The organism is Micromonospora sp. NPDC050417 (assembly GCF_044458865.1).
Lineage (GTDB): Bacteria > Actinomycetota > Actinomycetes > Mycobacteriales > Micromonosporaceae > Micromonospora_G.
Map to the genome: position 1 here is coordinate 21,685 of NZ_JBITIH010000021.1, position 25,945 is coordinate 47,629.

Genomic DNA, 25,945 nt, shown 5'->3' on the forward strand with positions numbered 1-25,945 from the left:
GGCCACGACGAGCACGACACAATCGGGCAGCGGCCCGAGAGCCGGCCTGAGCCGGGTGCGGCTGGGCAGCGGCACGGCCAACGCGGCCGGTCTGGCTGCCGGCTACGCGCTCGACGCGCTCTTCGGCGACCCCCGTCGATTCCACCCGGTCGCCGGGTTCGGGCAGGCGGCGGCAGCCCTCGAAAACCGACTCTACCGGCCGAACCGCTCAGCGGGGGCGGCGTACGCGGCGCTGGCGGTGGGCGTACCGGTGCTGGTGGCGGTGGCTGCGGCGACCGCGACCCGGCAGCGGCCGATCGCCCGTGCGGCGCTGGTCGCGGCCGGCACCTGGACCGTGCTCGGCGGCCGGACCCTGCGGCACGAGGCGACGGTGATGGGCCGGGCACTGCGCCAGGGCGACCTGCCGGCGGCCCGTGGACGACTGAACCATCTCTGCGGACGAGACCCGTCGATGCTCGACGAGCCCGAACTGGCCCGTGCGACGGTCGAGTCGGTGGCCGAGAACACCTCCGACGCCGTGGTCGCGCCCCTGGTCTGGGGTGCCGTGGCGGGACTCCCCGGACTGATCGGATACCGGGCGGTGAACACCCTGGACGCGATGGTCGGACACCGGTCGCCCCGGTACGCGCGCTTCGGCACCGCCGCCGCCCGCCTCGACGACCTGCTCAACCTGGTGCCGTCCCGGCTGACCGCGCTGCTCACCATCGTCACCGCGCCGACCGTACGCGGCGACCGTGGTCGCGCCTGGCGGATCTGGCGCCGGGACCGCAACGATCACCCCAGCCCGAACTCCGGGCAGTGCGAGTCGGCGATGGCCGGTGCCCTCGGGGTCCGGCTCGGCGGACGTAACGTCTACTTCGGACGGTCGGAGGTTCGCCCGTTCCTCGGTGACGGGCCCCGGCCAGAGGCGCGGCACATCCGTCGCGCCGCCCGGCTCTCCGGCAGCGTCGGGCTGGCCGCGTTGGGCGTCGCGGTGACGTACGCGATCACCGCACGACCCCGGCGGGCGCTGCTCGGCGGTCTGGCCCGGGTGGTCCGGTCCCGGGCGCTTCGCCCCGGTTCGCCCACCGGGGTACGCCGATGAGCGGCGGCCTGCTCGTCGCCGGAACCACCTCCGACGCCGGCAAGAGCGTGCTCACCGCCGGCATCTGCCGCTGGTTGTTCCGGCGCGGGGTCAGGGTGGCCCCGTTCAAGGCGCAGAACATGTCCAACAACTCGGCGGTGGTGGTCGGGCCGGACGGCCGGGGTGGCGAGATCGGCCGGGCCCAGGCCATGCAGGCCGCCGCCTGTGGGCTCGCCCCCGATCTGCGTTTCAATCCGGTGCTGCTCAAGCCCGGCAGCGACCTGTCCAGCCAGGTCGTGCTCCTCGGTGAGGCGCTGCGGGAGCCGGTCGCGCGATCCGGAGCAGGCGCGCGGACCGAGGCGGGCCCCGACGGGTCCCCGGCATCAGGGACCACCTCGATCACCGCCACCAACTTCCGGACGCTGCGGCCCCGGCTCGCCCGAACCGCCTTCGCCGCCCTGGCCGAACTGCGCGCCGAATACGACGTGGTGATCTGCGAGGGCGCCGGCAGCCCGGCCGAGATCAACCTGCGGGACACCGACTACGTCAACATGGGGCTGGCCCGGCACGCCAGCCTGCCCACCATCGTCGTCGCCGACATCGACCGGGGTGGTGTCTTCGCGTCGCTGTTCGGCACCGTCGCCCTGCTCGACGCCGCCGACCAGGCGCTCATCGCCGGCTTTGTGATCAACAAGTTCCGGGGGGACCTCGGCCTGCTCCAACCCGGCATCGACATGCTCGGCAACGTCACCGGCCGCCCCACGTACGGGGTGTTGCCGTGGGACCGGGACCTGTGGCTCGACGCCGAGGACTCGCTCGCGTACGACCGGCTGCTCGGTCGGCCGGCGCCGCCACGCGGCACCGAGTGGCTGGACGTGGCGGTGGTCCGGTTGCCGCGCATCTCCAACGCCACCGACCTGGAGGCACTCGCCACCGAACCCGGGGTACGGGTCCGGCTCACCGTGGAGCCGGGCGAGGTCGCCGCCGCCGACCTGGTCGTGCTCCCCGGCACCAAGTCCACCGTCGACGACCTGGCGTGGCTGCGCCGTACCGGCCTCGCCGACGCGGTGCACGCACACGCCGCCGCCGGACGGCCGCTGCTCGGCATCTGCGGCGGGTTCCAGATGCTGTCCCGCGTCATCCACGACGAGGTCGAGAGCCGACAGGGCACCGTCGAGGGGCTGGGTCTGCTGCCGATGGAGATCGCGTTCGACCCGCGCAAGACGGTGACCCGATCGGTGGGCGCGGCCTACGAGTCGCTTCCGGTGCACGGCTACGAGATCCACCACGGGTACGTCTCCCACACCGACCCCGGGCTGCCACCGCTGCTGACGTACGCCGACGGTCGTACCGAAGGGGCGAACCTCGGTGCCGTACTCGGTACCCACTGGCACGGGGCGTTCGAGTCGGACGGGTTCCGCCGCCGATTCCTGACCGAGGCGGCCCGGCTCGCCGGCCGGCACGGTTTCCAGGTGGCACCGGACACGTCCTTCGCCGCCGCCCGGGAGCGGACCCTGGACCTGCTCGGCGACCTGGTGGAGGAACACCTCGACACCGACGCGCTCTGGCGTCTGGTCGAAAGCGGCCCACCGGCCGGGTTGCCCTTCATCCCACCGGGCGCACCACCCGCCGGTTAGCGCACCGCCCGTCGGTTAGCGCGCTGCCCGCCGTCCGGGTGCCGGGGTGGGCGGTAGCGTGCCGGGGTGACCGAGTGGGTGGAGACGTTTCCGGAGCTGGCACGGCGGATCATGGGGCGGCCGGCGCGACTCGGGCGGACCCGCTTGGTTGCGGTCGACGGCCCCAGCGGCGCGGGTAAGAGCGTCTTCGCCGGCCGTCTCGCCGCCGCGCTGAGCGCGGTGCCGGTGCCGGTGCCGGTCGAGCTGACCGGCGACGGCCCGGTCGAGCCGCTGGACCTGGGGGCGGGCGAGGACGTGCCGGTGGTGCGGACCGATGACCTGCTCGCCGGTTGGGATGACCAGCTCACCTTCTGGCCCAGGCTGGACGAGTGGGTGTTGGCTCCGCTGCGGGCCGCGAGGCCCGGACGCTACCGCCGCTACGACTGGGCCGTGGGCGCCTTCGGCCCCGACTGGGTGACCGTGCCGCCCGCGCCGGTGGTGGTCATCGAGGGGGTCAGCTCCAGCCGGGCCGGCATCGCCCCGGAACTGAGCCTGGCGATCTTCGTGACCGCGCCACCCCGGCTCCGACTGGACCGGGTGTTGGCCCGCGACGGGGCGGAGGTGTTGCCGGACCTGACCCGGTGGCGGCAGGGGGAGCGCCGGCACTTCGCGGCGGACGCCACCGCCGATCGGGCCGACCTCGTGGTCGACGGTGCTCCCGGCGCCGGGGCGATTGATCACGCCACCACCGCGCTCGACCAGGACATCCACTACATTCGATTGCGGTGACTCGCAGGTCTCGCCCCGAAAAGCGTCCATCGGTGCCGGCGGCGCGGGCGGCCCCGCTCCGGAAGCCTCGGCTGAGCTCGTTCGGTGGGCTCCCCGCGCGGGTCACGGTAAGTCCGGCCTACGATTCCGGTCATGACCAGACCGATCTTCACCGAGGCCGGGTTGCGGGCCGCCATCGAGCGGGAACTGCCGGGCGTCCGGGCCGACCTCGAACGCCTCGTCCGGATTCCCGGCATCGCGTTCGACGGCTTCGACCACTCACACGTGGAACGTTCCGCCGAAGCCGTCGCCGGGCTGCTGCGCGACTGCTCGCTCGACGTACGCATCGTCCGCTCCGGCGGGCAGCCCGCGGTCATCGGTCGGCGGGCCGCGCCGCCCGGGGCGCCGACGGTGCTGCTCTACGCCCACCACGACGTCCAGCCCGTCGGCGACATCTCCCTGTGGGAGAGCGACCCGTTCGAGCCGGTCGAGCGGGACGGCCGCCTGTACGGGCGGGGTGCGGCAGACGACAAGGCCGGGATCATGGCCCACGTCGCCGCGCTGCGCGCGTTCGGTGACGACCTGCCGGTCGGTGTCGTCCTGTTCATCGAGGGCGAGGAGGAGTTCGGCTCCGACTCGCTGGAGCGGCTGCTCCGGGAACACCGCGACGAGATCGCCTCCGACGTCATCGTCATCGCCGACTCCGGCAACTGGGACATCGGCGTACCGGCGCTGACCACCTCGCTGCGCGGCATCGTGAACTGCTTCGTCGAGATCCGTACGCTCGAACACGCCGTACACAGCGGCATGTTCGGTGGCGCGGTGCCGGACGCGCTGACCGCCCTGACCCGGTTGCTCGCGACCCTGCACGACGAGAACGGCGACGTGGCGGTGGACGGTCTGATCAGCCGGGGTGGCGCGACGGTCGACTACCCGGAGGACCGGCTCCGGCACGAGTCCGGGCTGGTCGACGGCGTCTCCTTCATCGGCACCGGTCGGCTCACCGACCGGATCTGGACCAAGCCGGCGCTGGCCATCCTCGCCATCGACGCGCCGCCGACGACCGGGGCACCCAACGCGCTGGTGCCGGCGGCGAAGGCGAAGCTGAGCGTCCGGCTGGCCCCGGGCGACAACCCCAAGCAGGCGTACGCCGCGCTCCGGTCGCACCTGGAGAAGCACGCGCCGTGGGGTACGACCGCCGTGGTCACGATCGAGCACGACGGTGACCCGTGCGTGATCGACGCCTCCGGACCGTACTTCGACGCCGCCCGAGGCGCCTTCGAGACGGCCTGGGACGGGGTGAAGCCGGTCGACATCGGCGTCGGCGGCTCGATCCCGTTCATCGCCACCTTCCAGGAGATGTTCCCGGCGGCGGCGATTCTGGTCACCGGGGTCGAGGACCCGTACGCGCGGGCGCACGGGCCGAACGAGAGCCTGCACCTGGGCGAGTTCGCCCGGGTCTGCCTGGCCGAGACGTTGCTGCTGGCCAAGGTCGCGGAGGCGGCTGCCGCCGACCGCTGACCAGCGACCGCCAACGACGTGGGCCGTGGTCAGAACCTCCTGACCACGGCCCACGGCTTTGTCGACGGGCTACCTGCCGGAGCCGTCCTCGGTCGGGACGACCAGCACCAGCCGGCGACGACGGGCCAGCAGGAACAGCGTGGCGCCGGCGATCAGTACGGCACCGCCGATGCCGCCGATCAGCCCCGCCTGGACGCCGGTGATCGGCAGGCCGCTGTCGGCGCCAGCGCCCCCTTCGTCGCTGTCGTCGTCACCGGTGTCGCCGTTACCGGAGGTGCCGAAGACGATCTTTGCGACGTTGTTCTCGGGCTTCGACTCGGGCGAGGGTCCGTAGCTGTTGACGGTGATCGTGCCGTTGGAACCCGGCGTCGAAGTGATCTTGATGCGGAGTTTGGAACTGATCCCGCTGAAGCCGGACGCGGTGGCGGGGAAGGCGCTCTCGATTCCGCACAGTTGTGTGGTCGACTCGTCGAGGAGGTCCCCGGAGGCGTCGCGGCCGTAGCACCACTCGCTGCGCAGGAGGAGTGTCCCGCTCGGCGCGATGACCTCCCAGCCCGCCGCGCCGTCGGACGGCCCGTTGTTGACCACGGTGTAGGGGATCTCGACGATGTCGCCGACGGAGCCGGTCACCGGCTCCGTCGTGACCGCGAAATCGACCGTGTTCGGCTTGGTCCACATCTGGAATTCCGACAGGTTGTCGGACCAGTCGAGTTCCTCGGCGACCGCCGCCCGCTTGGCGCTACTGGTCCGGGTCGTGACCTCCTTGAGCTTCGCCGCGAAGGACGGCCCACCCTTGGCCTGCTGACGCGTCTTGGCGATCAGTTCCTGATCGGCGAGCCCGACCTCAAGGAACCCGCGTGCCGCTTCCGGACCGGCCAGGTTCTTGCCGAAGGTGGCGTTGAACAGCGACTTGTCGGTTGCCGGATCGAACAGCAGCACGGTCTCGTCCGGCTGCAACACGAGCGGCGCGACACAGGTCACGAAGGAGGGGCCGTACACGTAACCCGGCGGGTCCGGGTGGTCCCGGTAGTCGGTGTAGACGCAGTCGTCGTAGCGCTCGACGAACGCGCCCTCACCGGGCAGTTGCCAGCTGACGAAGATGTCCGTGGTGGCGGTGTCGCCCTCGTTGTGCACGGCTCCGACCAACGGCACCGTGTCACCCGGGCCGACCCGGTCGTCCTTGGATCCGATGTCCTCGGCCAGGGCGACTAGGTCCGGTCCGGACGCCACAATGGTGACCGGCAGTGGAACGGTGTTACCCGGCCCGGTGTCCTCCGTGCTCTTGATCGTCACCAGCACCGAGCCTGCGTCGCCGGGAGTGGCGCGGAGCTTGCTGGCCAGCACGACCCCGTAGATGGTGTCGACCGCGCCGGCGGCGAGGCTGCCGTACTGGCAGACGACCGTGGTGCCGCTCAGTTTGCAGTCGTCGTTCCAGTCCGGCACCGAGACGTTCACCTTGCTGGCGACCGCGCTCGCGTCGAAGGTCACCGTCACGCCGGTCGCCGGAGCGTCGCCGTAGTTGTAGACGTAGGTGCCGATGGTGGTGGGGGTGTTATTGAGGTTCGCGTCGTTCTGGAACGACAGCGAGAGATTCGGCTTCGCCTCGGCCGCCTGCGCCGGGCCGGCGACGCCGGTCAGGGTGCCGGCTACCGCCAGGGCGGCAACGCCTGCTCCGATTCGTCGGAGGACACTTTTGGGGGTCATGTCTTGATTCTTTCCAGGCGAAGAGTTGATCAACGTCGGCACGTTACTCCCCCGACCGAGGTGACGTTGTGCGGGCGCCCGCACGCTGTTGTTGCTGAGTTGTCGGGCAAGGCGGAAACTTCCAGCGACACGATGGGCGAAGTTCGTGCGTACGTCCCGAGTCGCGCGGTATGGTCTCGAACATGCGTACGAACGAGGCGATAACGCGGCTCGACGCCGCCGTCAGTGCTCTGGGGGACGTCAACGTCTCCGCGTGGTCCGAGGAAACCCTGAAGGACCAGCTTGGCGAGCTTTCCAGCGTCCTCTGCGCGCTCGACGCCGTGCTCTCCCGGGTCGCCGACGAGGTGCGTGCCCGGGGCCTGCGGATCGAGGAGCCCGCCTCCGCGTAGCTTCACCCACGTCCTGTCGGGGGTGGCTGCCAGGATGGGGACGTGCGGTTCCTCGACCTGGTGGCCACCTCGGCCGCCGTCAGTGCGACCTCCGGCCGACGGGCGAAGGTCGAGCTGCTCGCCGCCTCCCTCCGTGGCCTGGCCCCGGACGAGATCCCGGCCGGTTCCGCCTATCTCGCCGGTGAGCTGCGCCAACGCCAGACCGGAGTCGGTTACGCCGCGCTGCGTGAGCTGCCGCCAGCGGCGGCCCAGCCGGTGCTGACCGTCACCGACGTCGACACGGCCATCGACACCATCGCCGCGGTGGCCGGCCCCGGGTCACAGGCCCGCCGCCGCGACCTGCTCGGCCGGCTCTTCACCGCCGCCACCGCCGACGAGCAGCAGATGCTGGTCCGGCTCTTCAGCGGCGAGTTGCGCCAGGGCGCGCAGGCCGGACTCCTGGCCGACGCCATCGCCCGCGCCGCCGAGGTGCCGCTCCCGGCCGTACGCCGGGCGTTGCTGCTCACCGGAGACCTGAAGACGGTCGCCGTGACGGCGCTGACCGGCGGCGCCGCCGCGCTCGGCGAGATCACCCTGCGGGTCGGCCGGCCGCTCGCGCCGATGCTCGCGCAGAGCGCCCCCTCGGTCGACCAGGCCCTGGCGGTGAGCGGGACGCCGGCCGTGGTCGACGTCAAGCTCGACGGCATCCGGATCCAGGTGCACCGCTCCGGTGACGAGATTGCCGTCTTCACCCGCAGCCTCGACGAGATCACCTCCCGGGTGCCGGAGGTGGTCGCGGCTGTCCGCACCCTGCCGGCCCGCGAGATCGTGCTCGACGGCGAGGCGATCGCGCTGGACGCCGCCGGTCGCCCCCGACCGTTCCAGGAGACGGCGAGCCGGGCGGCGACCCGGGGCGCCCGCCCCAGCGCGACCGCCGGCCTCTCCGCCGAGGTTGCCGCCGAACAGTCGGCGAACGAGCCGGTGCGGTCCTTCGGCGCCGCCCCGGCCGGCCCGGCGGCGCCCGCCGATCGGGCGACACCGACCGACTCGGCGACAGCGACAGGGGACGCCGGGCGGCAGGAACCAGCCCTCCCGGCCGGCCCCGCACCCGCCCCGTTGCCCGCCCCGGTCCGCCCCGCTCCGGCCGCCCCGGCGGTGCGTGCGGCGGCCGGCAGCACCGGCGCCAGCGTGCTCACCCCGTACTTCTTCGACCTGCTCCACCTCGACGGCACGGACCTGCTCGACGCACCCGGTCGGGAGCGCTGGGCGGCCCTGGCCGCGACGGTCGACGCGCCCCAACTCGTCGGGCGGGTGAGCGTGGAGAGCGTGCTCGCCGCGGCCGACGCGTTCGCCGCCGCGCTCGACGCCGGGCAGGAGGGCGTGGTGGTCAAGTCGCCCGACGCGCCGTACGAGGCTGGCCGGCGCGGTGGCGGCTGGGTCAAGGTCAAGCCTCGGCACACCCTGGACCTGGTGGTGCTCGCGGTGGAATGGGGCAGCGGCCGGCGTCAGGGCCTGCTGTCGAACCTGCACCTCGGCGCCCGTGACCCGGGCACCGGTGGTTTCGTCATGCTCGGCAAGACCTTCAAGGGCCTCACCGACGAGTTGCTGCGCTGGCAGACCGAACGTTTCCTCGAACTGGCGGTCGAGCGCGGCGACTGGGTGGTCCGGGTCCGGCCGGAGCAGGTGGTCGAGATCGCCTTCGACGGGGTGCAGACCAGCTCCCGTTACCCGGGCGGGATGGCGTTACGGTTCGCCCGGGTGGTCCGCTACCGCGACGACAAGAGCGCCGCCGAGGCGGACACCATCGACATGGTCCGCGCCATCCACGCCGGCAGGGTCGCCGGGTGACGCCGGTGCGGTCGGCCGGACCCGCCGCTCAGGCAGGTTCCGCGGCCCGGTCCCGGCTGCGCGGCGTACGGTCGTCGGCCTTCGACTTGTTGTCACCAAGCGCCTCGCGGCGCGCCAACCAACCGAAACCGTAGAGGGTCATCAGGGCGAAGAGCCACCACTGGACCACGTAGCCGGCGTTCTGCCAGTTGTTCTCGTGCTGGATCGGCACCGCCGCGAAGGTCGGGTCGGCCGCCGGGGTCTGCTCGTCGAGCAGCAGGTACGCGCCGTAGACCGGGTACGGGAGTTCGCCGGCCAGCCGCGGCAGTGCGATCCGGCGGGTCTCCAGCTTGCCGTCGCGGCGATCGACCACGCCCGGCTTGCTCTCCGACAGGTGCACCCGGCCGACCACGGTCACCTGACCGGTGGGTATCGCCGGCAACTCCGGCTGGGCAGTGGCCGAACCCGGCGGCGGTGGTACCCAGCCGTGGTCGACCAGAACCGCGCTGCCGTCGGCGAGGAGCAACGGTGTGACCACCTCGAAGCCGACCCGGCTGTCGACCGTACGGCCGCGTACGACGATCGTGTTGGTGTTGTCGTACCGCCCGGTCACGGTGACCCGGGTCCAGGCCGCGTCCTTGTCGGGCGCGGGTCCCGCCACCCCGACCGACCCGCCGGCCGTGGGCAACACGTCGGCCAGTGGCGCGGGCGCCACCCGGTCGGCGGCGTCGATCCGTTCGTTGATCTCGGACCGCTCCCGGTAGCGGCTCAGCTGCCAGTTGCCGAGCAGCACCATCACCGTCGCCGCGGCCAGTGTCAGGGCGAAGATGCCCAGCCAGCGTGGGGTGAACAGGAAGCGGTACACGAGATGAGGTTACCCGTATGACCGCGACCACTACGCCGGCGCCCGGATTGGCGGCAGGCGGCCATCCACGACGCCCGGTATCGTCACGGCCGGCGAACCGGTTGCCGGGTCGGCCCGCTCGGCCCCTTCGTGTCCACGGTCCGGGACGAGGGACGGCCGCCGGTGGCAACCGATGATCCACGGCACAACGTTCAATACCTGATGACAGCGCCACATCGACAGCCACCGTCTCGCCCCGGTCCGTCTCACCCCGATCCGTCTGCACCGATCCGTCTGCACCGATCCGTCCGCACCGATCCGTCCGCACCGATCCGTCTGCACCGAGGAGCCGACCATGACCGCCGTGCCGCGCGTGCTGGTGAGCGCGCCTTCCTCCGGACACGGTAAGACCGCGGTCGCCGTCGGTCTGCTCGCCGCGTACGCCGCCCGGGGGCTCGACGCCGCCGGCTTCAAGGTCGGCCCGGACCAGACCGACGCCGCGTACCTGGGACTCGCCGCCGGTCGGCCGGGACGCAATCTCGACCCTCGGCTGGTCGGCCCGCACCGGGTCGCCCCGATTTTCGCGTACGGCGCGGCCGGCGCCGACGTCGCGGTGGTCGAGGGCACCATGGGGCTCTTCGACAGTCTCGCCGGACGCTCCGAGACCGACTCCACCGCCGCTGTCGCCACCGCGTTGCGTACGCCGGTGGTCCTGGTCGTCGACGTGGCCGCGATGGGCCAGTCGGTGGCCGCGCTGGTGCACGGGTTCCGGGCGTACGACGAGATGCTCTGGCTCGGCGGGGTGATCCTCAACCGGGTCGCCTCGGACCGGCACGAGCAACTGCTCCGGGAGGCCCTCGACGACATCGGCGTACCCGTCTTCGGCGCGTTGCGCCGGCACGAACTGCCCGCCGCACTCCCGTCCCGCCAGCACGGTGTGGTGCCGGTGCTGCACCGGGGCGTGGACGCGTACCGGGGGATGCGCCGGCTCGGTGAGGCGATCGCCGCCACCGTGGACCTCGACCGGCTCCTCAGCCTGGCCCGGTCGGCGCCCCGGCTCGCCACCGAGCCATGGTCGGCGGCGGAGGCGCTGGCCCAGGCCCGTGCGGCGGCACCGGGCCAGCCCGGCGCTGCATCGCGCGGTCCCGGTCAGGGCGTGCCAGGTCAGGCCGGTCCGGTGGGTGCTGCCGGCGGCCGGCGGCCCGTGATCGCGCTCGCCGGAACCGCGGCGCTCTCCTACTCCTACCCCGAAACCGCCGAGTTGTTGGCCGCAGCGGGGGCGGAGGTGGTGCCGGTCGACCCGTTGCAGGACGAGGAACTGCCGGAGGGAACCGAGGCGCTGGTCGTCGGCGGCGGGCTGCCCGAGTCGTACGCGGAGGAACTGTCGGGGAACCGGCGGCTCGCCGCGGCGGTGGCCGAACTCGCCCGTTCCGGCCGGCCGGTGCTAGCCGAGGGGGCCGGGGCGCTCTGGCTGGCCCGGGAGTTCGACGGCCGGCCGATGTGCGGGGTGTTCGACGCGACCGGCGTCAGCACCGACCGGATCGTGGTCGGCTATCGCGAGGCGACTGCCCGCGCTGCCAGCGTGGTCGCCCCGCTCGGTGCCCGGCTGGTTGGTTACAAGCAGCATCGGGGTCTGCTCGATCCCCGGGCCGGACAGACCCCGGCCTGGAGTTGGGGCGGCGGTACGCCGGAGGGTTTCGTCTGGCGGCAGGTGCACGCCTCGCAGCTCATCCTCCACTGGGCGGGTGCCCCGGAGATCGCGGGACGACTGGTCGGGGCGCTCGCCGTACCGGGCCCGTTGGCGCCGCGCGCGGGGGCGGAGCCGGCAGCCGGGGTCCGGAACGGTCCGGTGGCCGGTCCCCGGGCGCCCCGAGCGGGGGCGGAGCCGGTCGGGGGCCTGCGGCTGGTGCGGTCGGATCGGCCGGCCGATCCGGTGCAGTCGGGCGCTCGACCGGGCCAGGGGGAGCGGCCGGGGTCGGGCGGCCCGGACGGTGGGCGGTCGGCGTGACCGGGGAGGTGGCCGTCCGCCGCTTTCCGACCCTGACCGTGTCCACCCCGCGCGCCCACGTACGGCCGCTGCAGGCCGCCGACGTCCCGGCGGTCGCGGGGATCTTCGCCGACAAACTGACCCAGCGCTGGATGCCGCTGCCGGAGTCGTCCGGCCCGATCGACGCCGTCGCCTGGTGCACGGAGATGGCCAAGGAGCGGCGGGACAGTGGCAACGGCGATCACTACGGGGTGATCCGACGCGAGGACGACCGGCTGGTCGGCACCCTCTGGACCAAGCGGACCGACTGGTCCGGCCGGGCTACGGAGGTCTGCTACGCGGTGGCGCCCGAGGCACGCGGGTACGGGCTCGCCGCCGAGGCGGTGCTCGCCCTGGCCATCGCCCTGATCCTGGAGCACGGGTTCCAGCGGCTGGAGTTGCGGGTGGCGCCGGGCAACATCGCCTCCCGTCGGGTCGCCGAGAAGGCTGGTTTCAGCTACGAGGGGCTGCTGCGCAACGCCGGGTACGCCCAGGGCGGCAGGGTGGACCTGGAGTCCTGGTCGTTCGTCTCCGCCGACCTCCGCTGAGGGGTAAGGAAGGGGCCCTTGTTAACGCATAGCGTTAACAAGGGCCCCTTCCTTACCCCTCAGCTGATGGTGGGGGAGGGTGGGGCGAACTGGCGTACGGGTTGGTCCTTGAGTGCGTCCCGCAGGGTGTCGGAGACGGTGCTGACCGGTTTGTTCGACTGCGCGTCGCCGACGGCGTTGAACGGGTTGTCCGGGTCGGCCAGGAAGCTCGCCATGGCGTACTCCGGGGTGTAACCGACGAACCAGGCGGACCGGGTGCTGTCCGTGGTGCCGGTCTTGCCGGCGACCGGGCGGCCGACGGTGCCCTTGACGCTGTCGGCGGTCGACCAGCCGCCACAGGAGCCCCGGGCCGGGGTGTCACCGGTCGGGCAGCGGGCCGCGTCGGTGGCGGCACGGGCCGCGTCTGCGCTCACCTCCTGGTGGCACCGGGGCTTCGCGGCCTCGACCTGTCCGCCGCTCTTCGTCGTGATCATGGTCGGGGTGCCGTCCGGGTTGCTGATCGAGGTCACCGGGATCGCCTCGCAGAACCGGCCGTCGGCGGCGATCGCCGCGTACGCGTTCGCCATCTCCAACGGCGTGACGTCGGAGACGCCCAGTACGAACGCGCCCCACTCCTTCCGCTTCTCCGGTGACGCCTGGCGTTTGTCCACGTCGGTACGCCACTGCAGGCCGAGCCGTTCCGCCAGGGCGACCGCCTTGTCCGCGCCGATCGCCTGTTCGAGCTGGACGAAGTAGGTGTTGACGGACTTGCCGAAGCCGGACCACATGGTCTGCCGGCCGGTCATCGCGGCGCTGGCGTTGGATGGGCACCAGAGCCCGCCGCAGCTACTGGTGGTGCCGCCACCGGGATAGATCGAGGTGATCCGGAACGGCGAGTCGTACGCGGTCGAGAGCGGCAGGCCGGCGTCGAGCGCGGCGAGCATGACGAACATCTTGAACGTCGACCCTGCCTGGTAGCCGGGGAGGTCACCGCCGCCGAGGAGCGGGTTGACCGTGTTCGGGTAGTTGCCCTTCATTCGGGCGCGTTTGCTCGGGTCGGAGTGGGGGCCGTTCTCGGTGGAGTCGAGCGAGTAGATCCGGTTGACCGCCATCGCCTTCACCCGCCCGGTGCCCGGCTCGACGGCGACGAGTCCGTGTGCGAACGGACTGCTGGCGCTCTCCTTGGCGAGTACGTGTTTCTCCGCGATGTCCTGGACCTTCGGGTCGATGCTGGTCACGATCTTGTAGCCGCCTCGGCGCAGCTTGTCCAGGCGTTCCAGCGAGTTGGTGCCGAAGCCGGGTTGGACCGACCACCACGACTTCAGGTAGTCGCAGAAGAAGCCCCAACTGTTGTATTCCTTCGATACCGAGGCGCAGTCGTTCGGCGGGGTGGAGAGCTTGAGCTTGATCGGTTCGGCCTGCATCGCCGCCGCCGCGTCGGGCGAGATGTAGCCCATGGTCCGCATCCGGTCGATCACGTAGTTGCGTCGGTCGGTGGCGGCCTTCTGGTCGTTGACCGCCGGGTCGTACTCGGAGGGGGCCTTGACCAGGCCGGCGAGGGTGGCGGCCTCGACCGGGCTGAGGTCTTTCGGGGTCTTGGAGAAGAAGATCTCCGAGGCGGCGTAGATGCCGTACGCGCGGTGACCGAAGTAAGCGGAGTTGAGGTAGCGCTCCAGGATCTCGGTCTTGCTCATCTCCTTTTCGAGGTCCAGCGCTATCCGCATCTCCCGCAGCTTGCGGATGCTGGTCTGCTCGGTCGCCTCCTGCACCTCCAGCGGGGTCTGCGCGCTGTCGCGCAGTGCCATCCGGACGTACTGCATCGTCAGCGTCGAGGCGCCCTGGGAGACCCCGCCGGCCTGCTGGTTCGCGACGAAGGCACGGGCCACGCCCTTGGCGTCGACCCCGTTGTGCTTGTAGAAGCGGGAGTCCTCCGAGGCGACGATCGCCTGCTGGATGTAGGGCGACATCTCGCCGATCGGGGTGTACTTGCGGTGCTCCTCGTAGAACGTGGTGAGCAGTGTCTTGCCGTCGGCGCCGTACACGTAGGTGGTCTGCGCGGGTGAGGTGTGGCGCAGGTCGCGGGGCCGGTCGCGGACCAGGTCGGCGGTTGCCTTGGCGCCGATTCCGCCGATGGCGGCGAGCGGGTAGGCCGCGGCGGCGAGGATGACGCCGGCGATGAGTCCGGCTCGTAGCAGGGGTAGGAAGCGGTTGCCTTCGGAAGGCGAGAGGGTGGGCTTCGTCACCCTCTTAAGCTATGACATGCCCCATTTTAACCTGATAAAAATTCGCGAACGTCGCCGTCGAACTCCGGCCGCCCGACCCTCGCTCTTTGGCCCGCGCTCCCGCCGACGGGCAGGATCGCCACCATGCAACCGCAGGTAACCACGCCCCGGCCACCGGCGAACGGCGAGGTGCCCCCCGACCGGCCCGGCGAACTGACGCCCGACCGGCCCGGCGAGCTGACAGCATCCGACCGGCCCGGTGAGATCGACGTCGACCTGGGGCACCACGGCGACGTCGAAGTCGTACCCGGCCTGGTCGACCTGGCGGTCAACGTCCGTCGGGCGCCGATGCCGGACTGGCTGGCCGACCCGATCACCGCCTCGCTGGACAAACTGGCCAGCTACCCGGACCCCGGTCCGGCCCGGGCGGCGATCGCCGCCCGGCACCGCCGCCCGAGCGCCGAGGTACTGCTCACCGCCGGGGCCGCCGAGGGTTTCGTGCTACTCGCCCAGGCACTGCGCGGCGCCCGCCGGCCGGTGGTGGTGCACCCGCAGTTCACCGAGCCGGAAGCGGCGTTGCGGGCCGCCGGCCACCGGGTCGAACGGGTGCTGCTCCCCGCCGAGACCGGGTTCCGCCTGGACCCGGCGCTCGTGCCGGAAGACGCCGACCTGGTCTTCGTCGGCAACCCCACCAACCCGACCTCGGTCCTGCACCCCGCCGCCGTCCTCGCCGAACTCGCCCGTCCCGGCCGGGTGCTGGTCGTCGACGAGGCGTTCGCCGACACCACCATCCGCCTCACCGACCGTGGCGACAACGCCACCCACCCGGCCCGCACCGTCGGCGACGAGGTCCCGCGGGCGTCAACCGGGGGGCAGCCGGAATCGTCGGCCGGGGAGGAGTCGAAGTCGACCGGGGATGAGGCGAAGTCCGCCGGGGAGGAGCCGGAGTCGTTGGCCGCCCGCCGGGACCTGCCCGGGGTCGTGGTGGTGCGTAGCCTCACCAAGACCTGGGGACTGGCCGGACTACGGATCGGCTACCTGCTCGGACCGGCCGAGCTGCTGGAGCGGCTAGCCGCCGTACAGCCACTCTGGGCGGTTTCGACACCGGCGCTCGCCGCCGCCTCGGCCTGCGCCACGCCGGTCGCGGTCGCCGCCGAGCGGGAGATCGCGGTACGCCTCGCCGCCGACCGCGAGCACCTGGTCCGCCGCCTGGCGGCCCTGCCCGGCGTACGGGTGGCGGGCAGCCCGGCAAGCGCGTTCGTCCTGGTCGAACTGGCCGGTGCGGCCGAGGTACGGCTCGCCCTGCGGGACCGGGGCTACGCCGTACGCCGGGGCGACACCTTCCCGGGGCTGGGTGCCGACTGGCTGCGCGTGGCCGTACGGGACACTGCCACCACTGACGCGTTCGTCGCCGTGCTGGCGGAGATCCTGGAGGCATGATGTTGGAGGCGTTGATCGCCACGATCCGCCCGCTCGACACCGAGGCGATGGCGGCGGCCCGCGCGCTGCACAGCCGGCTGACCAAGCCCGCTGGTTCGCTCGGCGAGCTGGAGGAGCTGTCGGTACGCCTCTGCGGGCTCGCCGGTGACTGCCCGCCGCCGCTGCCGGGTCCCGCCGCCGTGGCAATCTTCGCCGGTGACCACGGGGTGCACGACCAGGGCGTGACCCCCTGGCCGCGTGAGGTGACCGCGCAGATGGTCGGTAACTTCCTCGCCGGCGGCGCGGTGGTGAACGCGTTCGCCCGGCAGACCGGTGCCTCCGTCACCGTGGTCGACGTCGGCGTCGCCACCCCGCTGCCCGAGATCCCCCCGACCACCCCCGTCGACCCGACCGACTTCGGCACCGACTCCGCCGTGGGCACCACGTACGACGAGCGGACCGGGCTCGACGATCTCATCGCCTCCGACGCGCTGGTCGACCTCGACGGCCCCACCACCGCACCGTCGGTCACCGGGGCGGCACCGGCTCCGGTTGCGTCCGCCGCCGTACCGAGTCCGAGGGGCGGGAACGGCGGCGGTCACCCGGTCGACGTACCCGCCCTGGTCCGGGCGCGGGTCCGGCCCGGTACCCGGGACATGACCGTCGAGGCGGCCCTCACCCGGGACGAGGCGCGGGCCGCGATCGAGGTCGGCATCCGTACCGCCGACGAACTGATCGACGCGGGCGCCGGCATCCTGCTCACCGGGGACATGGGCATCGCCAACACCACCGCCGCCGCCGCGCTGATCGCCGTACACACCGGTACGGCGTCGGCTCAGGTGACCGGCCGCGGCACCGGGGTCGACGACTTCACGTACGCCCGCAAGGTCGCCGTGGTCTCGGCCGCGCTCGCCCGGCACCGCCCCGACCCGGCCGACCCGCTCGGCGTACTCGCCGCCCTCGGTGGGCTGGAGCACGCCGCGCTGACCGGCTTCATTCTCGGCGCCGCGGCCCGGCGTACCCCGGTTCTCCTGGACGGCGTGAGCGCGATCGCCGCGGCGCTGGTAGCGGCGGCCTTCGCGCCGGACGCGACCGGTGCCATGATCGCCGGACACCGCTCCGCCGAACCGGGCGCCACCATCGGTCTGCGCCAGTTGGGCCTGGAGCCCCTGATCGACCTGGGGCTGCGGCTCGGTGAGGGAACGGGCGCCCTGCTCGCCTTCCCGGTGGTCGCCGGCGCTGCCCGGGTGCTGCACGAGGTGGCCACGTTCGACGCGGCGGGAGTATCGGAGAAGTGACCCAGAAGATCGGTGCCAACCCCTACCCGCTCGGGCTGCTCCTGGCGGGTCACCGGGTGCTCGTCGTCGGTGGGGGAGCGGTGGCCACCCGGCGGGTGCCGGCGCTGCTCGACGCGGGTGCGCTGGTGGAGGTGGTGGCCCCCGAGCTGACCCCGGCGCTGCGGGCACAGGTGGACGCGGGACGGGTGCGGTGGACGGCCCGACCGTTCGAGCCCGCCGACGTCGACGGCGCCTGGCTGGTGCAGGTGGCAGTCGACGACCCGGTCGCCGCCGAAGCGGTCAGCGCCGCCGCGCTGGAGCGCCGCGTGTTCTGCGTACGTGCCGACGACCGGAACGCGGCCACCGCGTGGACCCCGGCGGTGGTCCGGCACGGGGCGGTGACCGTGGCCGTACTCGGCGGCGGCGATCCGCACCGCGCGGTGACGGTCCGCGACGCCATCCGCGATCGCCTCGCCGACGGCACCCTGGTAAGCAAGGGCCCCCTGTTATCGGATTCGGTAGTAGAAGGGCCCCTTGCTAACGCCGACCGCGCGGAGCGCGACCGACCCAACGGTGGACGGGTCGCGTTGGTGGGGTCGGGGCCGGGCGATCCCGAGCTGATCACGGTCAAGGGGCGGCGGCTGCTCGCCGAGGCGGACGTGGTGGTCGCCGACCGTCTGGTCCCCGGGCTGCTCCTGGACGAACTCCGTCCGGACGTCGAACTGGTCGACGCGTCGAAGATCCCCTACGGCCCGGCCCGCGCCCAGGAGGAGATCAACCGGATTCTGGTCGAACGGGCACAGGCCGGCGCGTTCGTGGTGCGGCTCAAGGGCGGCGACCCGTACGTCTTCGGTCGCGGCGGCGAGGAGGCGCTCGCCTGCGCCGCCGCCGGCGTACCGGTGACCGTCGTTCCCGGGGTGACCAGCTCGATCGCCGCCCCGGCGCTCGCCGGCATCCCGGTGACCCACCGTGGGGTGGCGCACGAGTTCACCGTGGTCTCCGGGCACGTGGCCCCGGACGACCCGGCGTCCCTGGTCGACTGGGCGGCGTTGGCCCGCATGCGCGGCACGGTGGTGGTGCTGATGGGGCTGAAGAACCTGGCCGCGATCGCCGCGACGCTGCTGGCACACGGGCGGGAGCCGGGCACGCCGGCAGCGGTGGTCCAGGAGGGTACGACCGGCGCCCAGCGGACGCTGCGGGCCACCCTGGGTACGGTCGCCGACGCGGCCGGCACAGCCAGGATCCGTCCCCCGGCGGTGGTGGTCATCGGCAACGTCGTCGGAACCCTGCCCCCGGTCGGGTCGACGACGCCGGGCGATTGATCCGCGCCTACACCTCAGCCAGGTGAGCGGTGGGGCGCACCGTGACCGGCGCGGGCATCAAGCCTGACGGCCCTCGCCGGGCACGGTGCGCCCCACCCCAAACCGCGGCTACCTCACTCCTTGACCATCTCGTCCAGCAGCAGTGCACACCGGATCAGACCCAGGTGGCTGTACGCCTGGGGGTGGTTGCCGAGCCCTCGCTCGGCCAACGGGTCGTACTGCTCGGGCAGCAGGCCGGTCGGACCGGCGGTGTCGACCATCTGGACGTACAGTTCCTCCGCGTCGGCCCGGCGTCCGGTCCGCAGGTACGCCTCGATCAGCCACGCCGTGCAGATGTGGAAGCCGCCTTCGCGTCCCGGCAGCCCGTCGTCCCAGTGGTAGCGGTAGACCACCGGGCCGCTGCGCAGATCCGCTTCGATCTTCAGCACGGTGGAGAGGAACCGCGGGTCGTTGTCGGGAAGCAGGCCGGAGAGCCCGATCCAGAGCGAGGAGGCGTCCATCTCCTCGTCGCCGTACGCGACGCTGTAGGCGCCGACGCCCTCGTGCCAGCCGTACTCAAGCACGTTGTGCCCGATCCGGTCGCGCAGTTCGACCCACTCCGGCCGGTCCCCGTCACCGTGCTGGCGCACGATGTGCAGCGCCCGGTCCACGGTCATCCAACACATGACCTTGGAGTAGACGTGGTGCCGGGGAGGAAGGCGGGCCTCCCAGAGGCCGTGGTCGGGTTCGTGCCAGCGCCGGCTGACCGCCTCGACCATGGACTCCAGCACCCGCCACTCGGTTTCCAGCACCGAACCGCGCAGGTCGGCGACGGCCGCCAGCAGGTCGGCGATCGGGCCGAAGACGTCGAGCTGGAGCTGGTGGTTGGCGAGGTTGCCGACCCGGACCGGCCGGGAGCCGGCGTAACCGGGCAGGGTGTCGATGACCGCTTCGGCGCCGAGTTCGTAGCCGTCGACGGTGTAGAGCGGGTGCAGCCGTTCCGGGTGTCCGCCGGTACGTTCGACACAGCCGTCGACCCAGCGCAGGAAGGCTTCGGCCTCGCCGAGTGAACCGAGGTCGACCAGGGCGCGGGCGGTCATCGCCGCGTCCCGTAGCCAGCAGTAGCGGTAGTCCCAGTTGCGTACCCCGCCGAGTTCCTCGGGAAGCGAGGTGGTCGCGGCGGCGAGGATCGAGCCGGTGGCCTCGTGGCAGAGCCCGCGCAGGGTGAGCGCACTGCGGGCGACGAGTTCCCGGTCGTGTGTGGGGAGCTTCAGGCTGGCCACCCAGTCCCGCCAGGGCTGCTCGGCGGCGGCCTGCCGTTCCGCCACCGGAACCCGGTGGTGGGCCAGGCTGTGCGAGCCGAAGCGGAGTTCGAGGGTGACCGATCCGCCGGCGGCGGCGAGGTCGACGACCGCGCGGGCGGTCTCGTAGCCGCCGTCGGCGACCACCTGCCATTCGATGCCGGGGGAGTAGAGCGCGATCGGTTCGTTCGAGCCGAGCACCAGCAGCCCGTCGGCGAGCGGCTGGAGCTGCACCGCCACCTGGCCGAACTCGGGCCGGGGGGCGAACTCCAACCGGACCCGGCCGGAGCCGGTGAGCACCCGGACCAGGGTCGAGTCGCCGGAGATGACGGCCGATCCGGCCGGTACGTTGTCCGACGACGGCCGGTCCAGCCAGTCCGTGACGGTCAGCCCGGACCAGCGGGTCTCCACCGTCATCGTGCCGGGCCGGTAACGCTGTCCGAGCGGCAGCCCGCCCCGTTCCGGTCCGACACTGAAGTGACCGGCGGGCGGGCCGCCGACCAGGTCGGCGAAGATCGCTGAGGCGTCCGGCTTCGGGTGGCAGAGCCAGGTGACCTTGGCTTCGGGCGTGAGGAGCGCGACGGTGCGACCGTTGGCCAGCATCGAGTGGCGCTCGATCGGCACCGCCCGCTCGCCGAAGAGCCAGGTGCGGCGGACCTGGAGCAGCAGGCCGAGCACCCGCGCGGCCTCGACCGGGTCGGCGACCCGGTAGGTCGCCTGGGTCTCCCCGGAGCCGATCTTGATGCCGAGGTCGGGGCCGTGCAGGTTGGCGAAGGCGTTCTCGTCGGTCACGTCGTCGCCCATGAAGAGCACCGCGCTGGCCGAGATCTGGGTGCGGAGCTGGTCCACGGCGGTCCCCTTGTGGGTGGGGATCACCGACAGCTCGATGACCTCCTTGCCCTGGGTGACGGTCACGCCGCTCCAGCTCGCGGGTCCCTTCCGTACCGCCTCGACCACCCTCGACGCGACCTCGGGTGCCGCACCGCGGGTGTGTACCGCGATGCTGGCCGGCTTGCTCTCCAGGCGTACGCCGGGCTGTTCGGCGACGATCCGGCGCAGCTCGCTGCGGAGGCGGGTGCGTACCTCGACCAGTTCGGGGGCGAGGCGTTCCACGAAGCCGATGTCGAATTCCGACCCGTGGCTGCCGACGAGGTGTACCTCGCTGGGGAGCCGGGAGAGGGTGGCCAGGTCGCGCAGTGCCCGGCCGGAGACCACGGCGACCGTGGTCTGGGGCAGGGCGGCGAGGGCGCGTACGGCCGCCACCGACTCCGGTAGCGGTACGGCCTTGCTCGGGTCCTCCACGATCGGCGCGAGAGTGCCGTCGTAGTCGCAGGCGACCAGCAGGTTGGGGGAGCGTGCGATTCGACCGATCGCGTCCCGCAGCGCGGGATCGATCGAGTCCAGGGCCATCGACCCGGTGTCCAGTACGGACGTGCTCACACTGCCTCCGTTTCGGGCACGCCCAGCTCGTTCAGGAAAGACCGGGCCCAGTGTTCGACGTCGTGGGTACGCAGGTGGCGCTGCATGATGCGCATGCGGCGCCGTGCTTCCACCTTGTCGACGTGGACCGCGCGCAACAGCGCGTCCTTCACCCCGTCGGGGTCGTGCGGGTTACAGAGGAAGGCCTGGCGCAACTCGGTGGCGGCGCCGGCAAACTCACTGAGCACGAGCGCGCCGCCAGAGTCGGCGCGCGATGCAACGTACTCCTTGGCCACCAGGTTCATTCCGTCTCGCAGTGGGGTCACCATCATCACATCAGCCGCGCAGTAGAGCGCGGCAAGTTCACTGCGACTGTACGACTGGTGCAGATAGTGAACAGCAGGCACGCCGACACGCCCAAATTCGCCATTAATCCGGCCAACTTCGCGCTCTACCTTTACGCGTAGTGCCTGGTAGTGCTCCACCCGTTCCCGGCTGGGAGTGGCGACCTGCACCATAACGGCGTCCGGAACTGTCAACTTTCCGTCAGCCAGCAGCTCCCGGAACGCCTTGAGTCGAAGCTCGATGCCCTTGGTGTAGTCGAGCCGGTCGACGCCGAGTACGACGGTCTTCGGGTCACCCAGTTCGGCCCGGATCTGCTTGGCCCGTGCCTGCACCGCAGGGTCGGCCGCCATCCGCTCCATCTCGGCCACGTCGATCGAGATGGGGAAGGCTCCGGCCTTCACCTGGCGCCCGTCGACCTGGATCATCTGCCCCTCGTAGCGGAGGCCGAGCAGGTGCCGGGCCAGCCGGACGAAGTTCTGGGCCGCGAGCCGTTGCTGGAAGCCGACCAGGTCGGCGCCGAGCAGGCCGCGTAGCACCTCGGCCCGCAGCGGCATCTGCATGAAAAGCTCGATTGGCGGGAAAGGGATGTGGAGGAAGAAACCGATCCGCAGGTCGGGTCGGAGTTCCCGCAGCATCGCCGGCACGAGCTGGAGCTGGTAGTCCTGCACCCAGACCGTGGCTCCCTCGGCGGCCACCTCCGCGGCGGCCTCCGCGAACCGGGCGTTGACCAGCCGGTACGCCTCCCGCCAGCGGCGCTTGTAGGCCGGAGTTTCCACCGCGTCGTGGTAGAGCGGCCAGATGGTCGCGTTCGACTGGCCCTCGTAGTACCGCTCCAGTTCCTCGGCGCTCAGCGGAACGGGGTGCAGCCCGATGCCATCGAGGTCGAACGGTTCGGGGGCGGCGCCCACCCCGCCCGCCCACCCCACCCAGGTGCCCTGGTGCTGGACCAGGACCGGGTGCAGGGCGGTGACCAGGCCGCCTGGGCTTCGGCGCCACTGGCGGCCCTCGGGGGTGGTCACCTCGTCGACCGGCAGACGATTCGCCACGACCACGAACGAGCTACGTTCCGTCACGATCTGTGCACCTCCGGTGATTCCGCAGTCCACCGCTGAGCGTACTGAGCGTAGCTGCGGTGCCTCCCTCGCGGTGCCACTCTTACTGCCCTGCGGGACGGTGAGGCCAAACCAGTAAGTGATCTTGACGATATCGAGCCGTTTCGGCCCTCGTTCCGGGTCCCGGCGGGGTGATGTGGGCGTACGCCGCCTCACCTGTCAGGATTGACGACGGCCCGCGCGGAGTTCACCCTGCGCTCGCGTCCCGCTCGCGGGCTCCCGGGCTCGGGTTAAGGCTCCCTGTTCCGCAGACTCTGGAGGTAGGCCGCACCGTGGCCCAGTACATCTACGTTCTGGAAAAGGCGCGCAAGGCGCACGGCGACAAGGTCGTGCTCGACAATGTGACGCTGAGCTTCCTGCCCGGGGCCAAGATCGGTGTGGTCGGCCCGAACGGCGCCGGTAAGTCCAGCCTGTTCAAGATCATGGCTGGGCTGGACCGGCCGAGCAACGGTGATGCCCGGCTGATGCCCGGCTACTCCGTGGGGATGCTCGCCCAGGAGCCGCCGTTGAACGACGCCAAGACCGTCCTCGGCAACATCGAGGAGGCGGTCGCGGAGACCAAGGCCAAGCTGGAGCGGTTCAACAAGATCGCCGAGCAGATGGCCACCGACTACTCCGACGAGCTGATGGAGGAGATGGGTCGGCTCCAGGAGGAGTTGGACAACGAGGACGCCTGGGACATCGACTCCAAGCTCGAACTCGCGATGGACGCGCTCCGCTGCCCGCCGCCGGACGCCGACGTCACCCAGCTCTCCGGTGGTGAACGCCGCCGGGTCGCGCTCTGCAAGCTGCTGCTGGAAGCTCCGGACCTGCTCCTGCTCGACGAGCCCACCAACCACCTGGACGCGGAGAGCGTGCAGTGGCTGGAGCAGCACCTGGCCAAGTACGCCGGTACCGTCATGGCGATCACCCACGACCGGTACTTCCTGGACAAGGTGGCCGGCTGGATCCTGGAGCTGGACCGGGGCCGGGCCATCGGGTACGAGGGCAACTACTCCACCTACCTGGAGAAGAAGGCCGCCCGGCTGGCCGTCGAGGGTCGGCGCGACGCGAAGATGAAGAAGCGGCTCACCGAGGAACTCGAGTGGGTCCGCTCCAACGCCAAGGCGCGGCAGACCAAGTCCAAGGCGCGGCTGGACCGCTACGAGGAGATGGCCACCGAGGCGGAGAAGACCCGCAAGCTCGACTTCGAGGAGATCCAGATCCCGCCGGGCCCGCGCCTGGGCAACACGGTGATCGAGGCGAACAGCCTCAGCAAGGGTTTCGGCGACCGGCTGCTGATCGACAACCTCAGCTTCACCCTGCCGCGCAACGGCATCGTCGGCATCATCGGCCCCAACGGTGTCGGCAAGACCACGCTCTTCAAGACCATCGTCGGGCTGGAGCAGCCGACCGACGGCGCGGTGCGGGTCGGCGAGACCGTGCACCTGTCGTACGTCGACCAGAACCGTGAGGGCCTCAACGGTGACAAGACGGTCTGGGAGGTGGTGTCCGACGGGCTCGACTACCTGATGGTCGGCAAGGTCGAGATGCCGTCCCGGGCGTACGTGGCGGCGTTCGGGTTCAAGGGCCCGGACCAGCAGAAGCCGACCAAGGTGCTCTCCGGTGGCGAGCGGAACCGGCTGAACCTCGCGCTCACGCTCAAGATCGGCGGGAACGTGATCCTGCTCGACGAGCCGACCAACGACCTCGACGTGGAAACCCTCTCCTCGCTGGAGAACGCGCTGCTGGAGTTCCCCGGCTGTGCCGTGGTCATCTCGCACGACCGGATGTTCCTCGACCGGGTGGCAACGCACATCCTGGCCTGGGAGGGCGAGGACGAGAACATGGCCAAGTGGTTCTGGTTCGAGGGCAACTTCGAGGCGTACGAGAAGAACAAGATCGACCGCCTCGGCGCCGAAGCGGCCCGACCGCACCGGGTGACCTACCGCAAGCTCACCCGTGACTAGTCCGGTCGCCGCCGAGCACCCGCCGGCAGCCCGGTACGTCTACCACTGCGCCCTGCGCTGGTCCGACCTGGACGCGTACGGGCACGTCAACAACGCCCGCTTCCTCACCCTCTACGAGGAGGCCCGGGTGGCGTTGATGTTCGTCGGCGGCCGGGCCTGGGGGGTCGGCTCGTTCGCCGAGGGGGTGGTCATCGCCCGGCACGAGGTGGACTACCTGCGTCCGGTGGACTACGCCCTCGGCCGGGCCACCGCCGAGCAGGCGCCGACGGTCCGGGTGGAACTCTGGGTGGAGGAGATCCGGGCCTCCCGGTTCACCATCGGCTACGAGTTGTTCGACGGCGACGTGCTGGCCAGTCGGGCCCGTTCGGTGCTGGTGCCGTACGACCTGGAACAGGGTCAGCCCCGTCGCCTCTCCGCGGACGAGCGGGCCTTCCTGCGGCCGTACCTGCTGCCGTGAGCGGGCCGGCGGTGGACGGGCACGCTCCCGGCGAGCCGGTCGCCACGGCGGCACCCGGACACGGGCTGACCGGGATCGCCGACGCCGGCGCCTTCCTGGCCCGGTTGACCCGGCTCGACCCGACCGCGGTGGTACGCCTACGCCCGGCGGGTCCCGCGGGGCGTACCACGCTCTGGGCCCGTCTGCCGTGGGCGGTGCTGGTCGGCCGGACCGTCGCCGGGCCCGGTCCAGGTGACGTGACCGTCTCGGCGGCCACGCTCCTGGCCGAGCTGGCTCGGGACGGTGCCGGTCTGCCGCCCCGCCGGGACGCCGACTGGCGGTGGCCGTTGCCGCCGTCGGCCGGGGAACTGGTCGACACGATGCCGGGCTCGGACGTACGTCGGATCGCCGCCGCGGCGGCGGGCACACTGCGTGACGCGGCGGAGCACGGGGTGGCCGGTCGGGCCGTGGGGCAGCGGATGCTCCGGGACGCGTTGCTGGACCACGTCGCGGTGGTGGTCACCCGTTCGTCGCCGGCCGGGCCGCCCGGCCGGTTCGAGGTGTCGCAGCGGCTGGTGCAGGCGGTGGTCCGGATGGGCTTTCTCGGTCCCGCGGCGACTCCGCTCGAAGCGGCCGTATCCACTTCTGTCGAAGCCGCTGGTCCGGGTTCGGTGGGCCAGATCGGTCCGGACGGGGTCCAGGTCAGGGCGGTGGGGCGGTGGACGGGGCTTTCGGCACCCTTCGGAGTCGCATGGGCACTCAGAGCGAGCCAACTGTCGATCACGCCTATTCGAGATCCCCTGAACGGTTGATGCTATATAGTTCCTCCGGTCACGGGCATCCGTTGGGGGGATGCCTCCGAACGGCTATCCGGGTACCGTCGTCCCTCGGATCCAACGC

General features: G+C 71.8%; 19 protein-coding genes. 14 read left to right on the forward strand and 5 right to left on the reverse strand.

Annotated features, from left to right (window positions below):
* Positions 1-61: 61 nt before the first annotated feature.
* The 4 genes from ACIBF5_RS24805 (at position 62) to ACIBF5_RS24820 (ending at position 4,968) form a co-directional block, all read left to right on the forward strand.
* Complete coding sequence (locus ACIBF5_RS24805; protein WP_396815362.1) at positions 62-1,084, forward strand: cobalamin biosynthesis protein; 1,023 nt, start codon at positions 62-64, stop codon at positions 1,082-1,084.
* Complete coding sequence (locus tag ACIBF5_RS24810; protein ID WP_396815268.1) at positions 1,081-2,700, forward strand: cobyric acid synthase; 1,620 nt, start codon at positions 1,081-1,083, stop codon at positions 2,698-2,700. The genes ACIBF5_RS24805 and ACIBF5_RS24810 overlap by 4 nt, the downstream gene beginning before the upstream one ends.
* Positions 2,701-2,811: 111 nt before the next feature.
* Positions 2,812-3,468: a uridine kinase gene (locus ACIBF5_RS24815; RefSeq protein ID WP_396815363.1), complete on the forward strand. Its 657-nt coding sequence runs from the start codon at positions 2,812-2,814 to the stop codon at positions 3,466-3,468.
* A 132-nt stretch (positions 3,469-3,600) separates the two neighbouring features.
* Positions 3,601-4,968 carry a dipeptidase gene (locus ACIBF5_RS24820; protein ID WP_396815269.1) on the forward strand — a complete coding sequence of 456 codons (1,368 nt, stop codon included), beginning with the start codon at positions 3,601-3,603 and terminating at the stop codon, positions 4,966-4,968.
* A 69-nt stretch (positions 4,969-5,037) separates the two neighbouring features.
* Here the strand turns inward: ACIBF5_RS24820 and ACIBF5_RS24825 are convergent, their stop codons facing one another.
* Complete coding sequence (locus tag ACIBF5_RS24825; RefSeq protein ID WP_396815270.1) at positions 5,038-6,672, reverse strand: peptidase; 1,635 nt, start codon at positions 6,670-6,672, stop codon at positions 5,038-5,040.
* 182 nt (positions 6,673-6,854) lie between these two features.
* Between ACIBF5_RS24825 and ACIBF5_RS24830 the strand changes: the two genes are divergently transcribed.
* A complete protein-coding gene (locus ACIBF5_RS24830; protein WP_121161955.1) occupies positions 6,855-7,061 on the forward strand; it encodes a hypothetical protein in 207 nt (68 codons plus the stop codon).
* A 42-nt stretch (positions 7,062-7,103) separates the two neighbouring features.
* Complete coding sequence (locus ACIBF5_RS24835) at positions 7,104-8,888, forward strand: ATP-dependent DNA ligase (RefSeq protein WP_396815271.1); 1,785 nt, start codon at positions 7,104-7,106, stop codon at positions 8,886-8,888.
* 28 nt (positions 8,889-8,916) lie between these two features.
* On the opposite strand, the gene ACIBF5_RS24840 is transcribed toward ACIBF5_RS24835, so the two are convergent.
* The gene (locus tag ACIBF5_RS24840; RefSeq protein ID WP_396815272.1) at positions 8,917-9,732 is read right to left on the reverse strand and encodes an SURF1 family protein; all 816 of its coding nucleotides are present in this window, start codon (positions 9,730-9,732) and stop codon (positions 8,917-8,919) included.
* A 334-nt stretch (positions 9,733-10,066) separates the two neighbouring features.
* Between ACIBF5_RS24840 and ACIBF5_RS24845 the strand changes: the two genes are divergently transcribed.
* A complete protein-coding gene (locus tag ACIBF5_RS24845; protein WP_396815273.1) occupies positions 10,067-11,719 on the forward strand; it encodes a cobyrinate a,c-diamide synthase in 1,653 nt (550 codons plus the stop codon).
* Positions 11,716-12,285: a GNAT family N-acetyltransferase gene (locus tag ACIBF5_RS24850; protein ID WP_396815274.1), complete on the forward strand. Its 570-nt coding sequence runs from the start codon at positions 11,716-11,718 to the stop codon at positions 12,283-12,285. The genes ACIBF5_RS24845 and ACIBF5_RS24850 overlap by 4 nt, the downstream gene beginning before the upstream one ends.
* 59 nt (positions 12,286-12,344) lie before the next feature.
* Here ACIBF5_RS24850 and ACIBF5_RS24855 read toward each other — a convergent pair whose 3' ends face one another.
* Complete coding sequence (locus tag ACIBF5_RS24855; RefSeq protein ID WP_396815275.1) at positions 12,345-14,507, reverse strand: transglycosylase domain-containing protein; 2,163 nt, start codon at positions 14,505-14,507, stop codon at positions 12,345-12,347.
* Between the two features lie 123 nt (positions 14,508-14,630).
* Between ACIBF5_RS24855 and cobC the strand changes: the two genes are divergently transcribed.
* From cobC to cobA, 3 genes are read left to right on the forward strand one after another with little or no spacing between them, the layout of a single operon-like run.
* Positions 14,631-15,926 (forward strand): Rv2231c family pyridoxal phosphate-dependent protein CobC, encoded by a 1,296-nt coding sequence (cobC, locus tag ACIBF5_RS24860; RefSeq protein WP_396815276.1) that lies wholly within the window; start codon positions 14,631-14,633, stop codon positions 15,924-15,926.
* Positions 15,926-17,203 carry a nicotinate-nucleotide--dimethylbenzimidazole phosphoribosyltransferase gene (locus tag ACIBF5_RS24865; RefSeq protein WP_396815364.1) on the forward strand — a complete coding sequence of 426 codons (1,278 nt, stop codon included), beginning with the start codon at positions 15,926-15,928 and terminating at the stop codon, positions 17,201-17,203. The genes cobC and ACIBF5_RS24865 overlap by 1 nt, the downstream gene beginning before the upstream one ends.
* A gap of 8 nt (positions 17,204-17,211) precedes the next feature.
* Positions 17,212-18,504 carry a uroporphyrinogen-III C-methyltransferase gene (cobA, locus tag ACIBF5_RS24870; protein ID WP_396815365.1) on the forward strand — a complete coding sequence of 431 codons (1,293 nt, stop codon included), beginning with the start codon at positions 17,212-17,214 and terminating at the stop codon, positions 18,502-18,504.
* A gap of 113 nt (positions 18,505-18,617) precedes the next feature.
* Here cobA and otsB read toward each other — a convergent pair whose 3' ends face one another.
* Both otsB and ACIBF5_RS24880 read right to left on the reverse strand, forming a co-directional pair.
* On the reverse strand, positions 18,618-21,194 hold the full coding sequence (otsB, locus tag ACIBF5_RS24875) for a trehalose-phosphatase (protein WP_396815366.1): 2,577 nt from the start codon (positions 21,192-21,194) through the stop codon (positions 18,618-18,620).
* Positions 21,195-21,220: 26 nt separating this feature from the next.
* Positions 21,221-22,621, reverse strand: a complete 1,401-nt coding sequence (locus tag ACIBF5_RS24880) for a trehalose-6-phosphate synthase (RefSeq protein ID WP_396815277.1) — start codon at positions 22,619-22,621, stop codon at positions 21,221-21,223.
* Positions 22,622-22,932: 311 nt separating this feature from the next.
* Here ACIBF5_RS24880 and ettA point away from each other — a divergent pair, with 311 nt between their 5' ends.
* From ettA to ACIBF5_RS24895, 3 genes are read left to right on the forward strand one after another with little or no spacing between them, the layout of a single operon-like run.
* The gene (gene ettA / locus ACIBF5_RS24885; protein ID WP_396815278.1) at positions 22,933-24,609 is read left to right on the forward strand and encodes an energy-dependent translational throttle protein EttA; all 1,677 of its coding nucleotides are present in this window, start codon (positions 22,933-22,935) and stop codon (positions 24,607-24,609) included.
* Positions 24,602-25,066: an acyl-CoA thioesterase gene (locus ACIBF5_RS24890; RefSeq protein ID WP_396815279.1), complete on the forward strand. Its 465-nt coding sequence runs from the start codon at positions 24,602-24,604 to the stop codon at positions 25,064-25,066. The genes ettA and ACIBF5_RS24890 overlap by 8 nt, the downstream gene beginning before the upstream one ends.
* Positions 25,063-25,857, forward strand: coding sequence for a hypothetical protein (locus ACIBF5_RS24895; RefSeq protein WP_396815280.1), 795 nt, complete (start codon positions 25,063-25,065; stop codon positions 25,855-25,857). Before ACIBF5_RS24890 ends, ACIBF5_RS24895 begins: the two co-directional genes overlap by 4 nt.
* Positions 25,858-25,945: the final 88 nt, after the last annotated feature.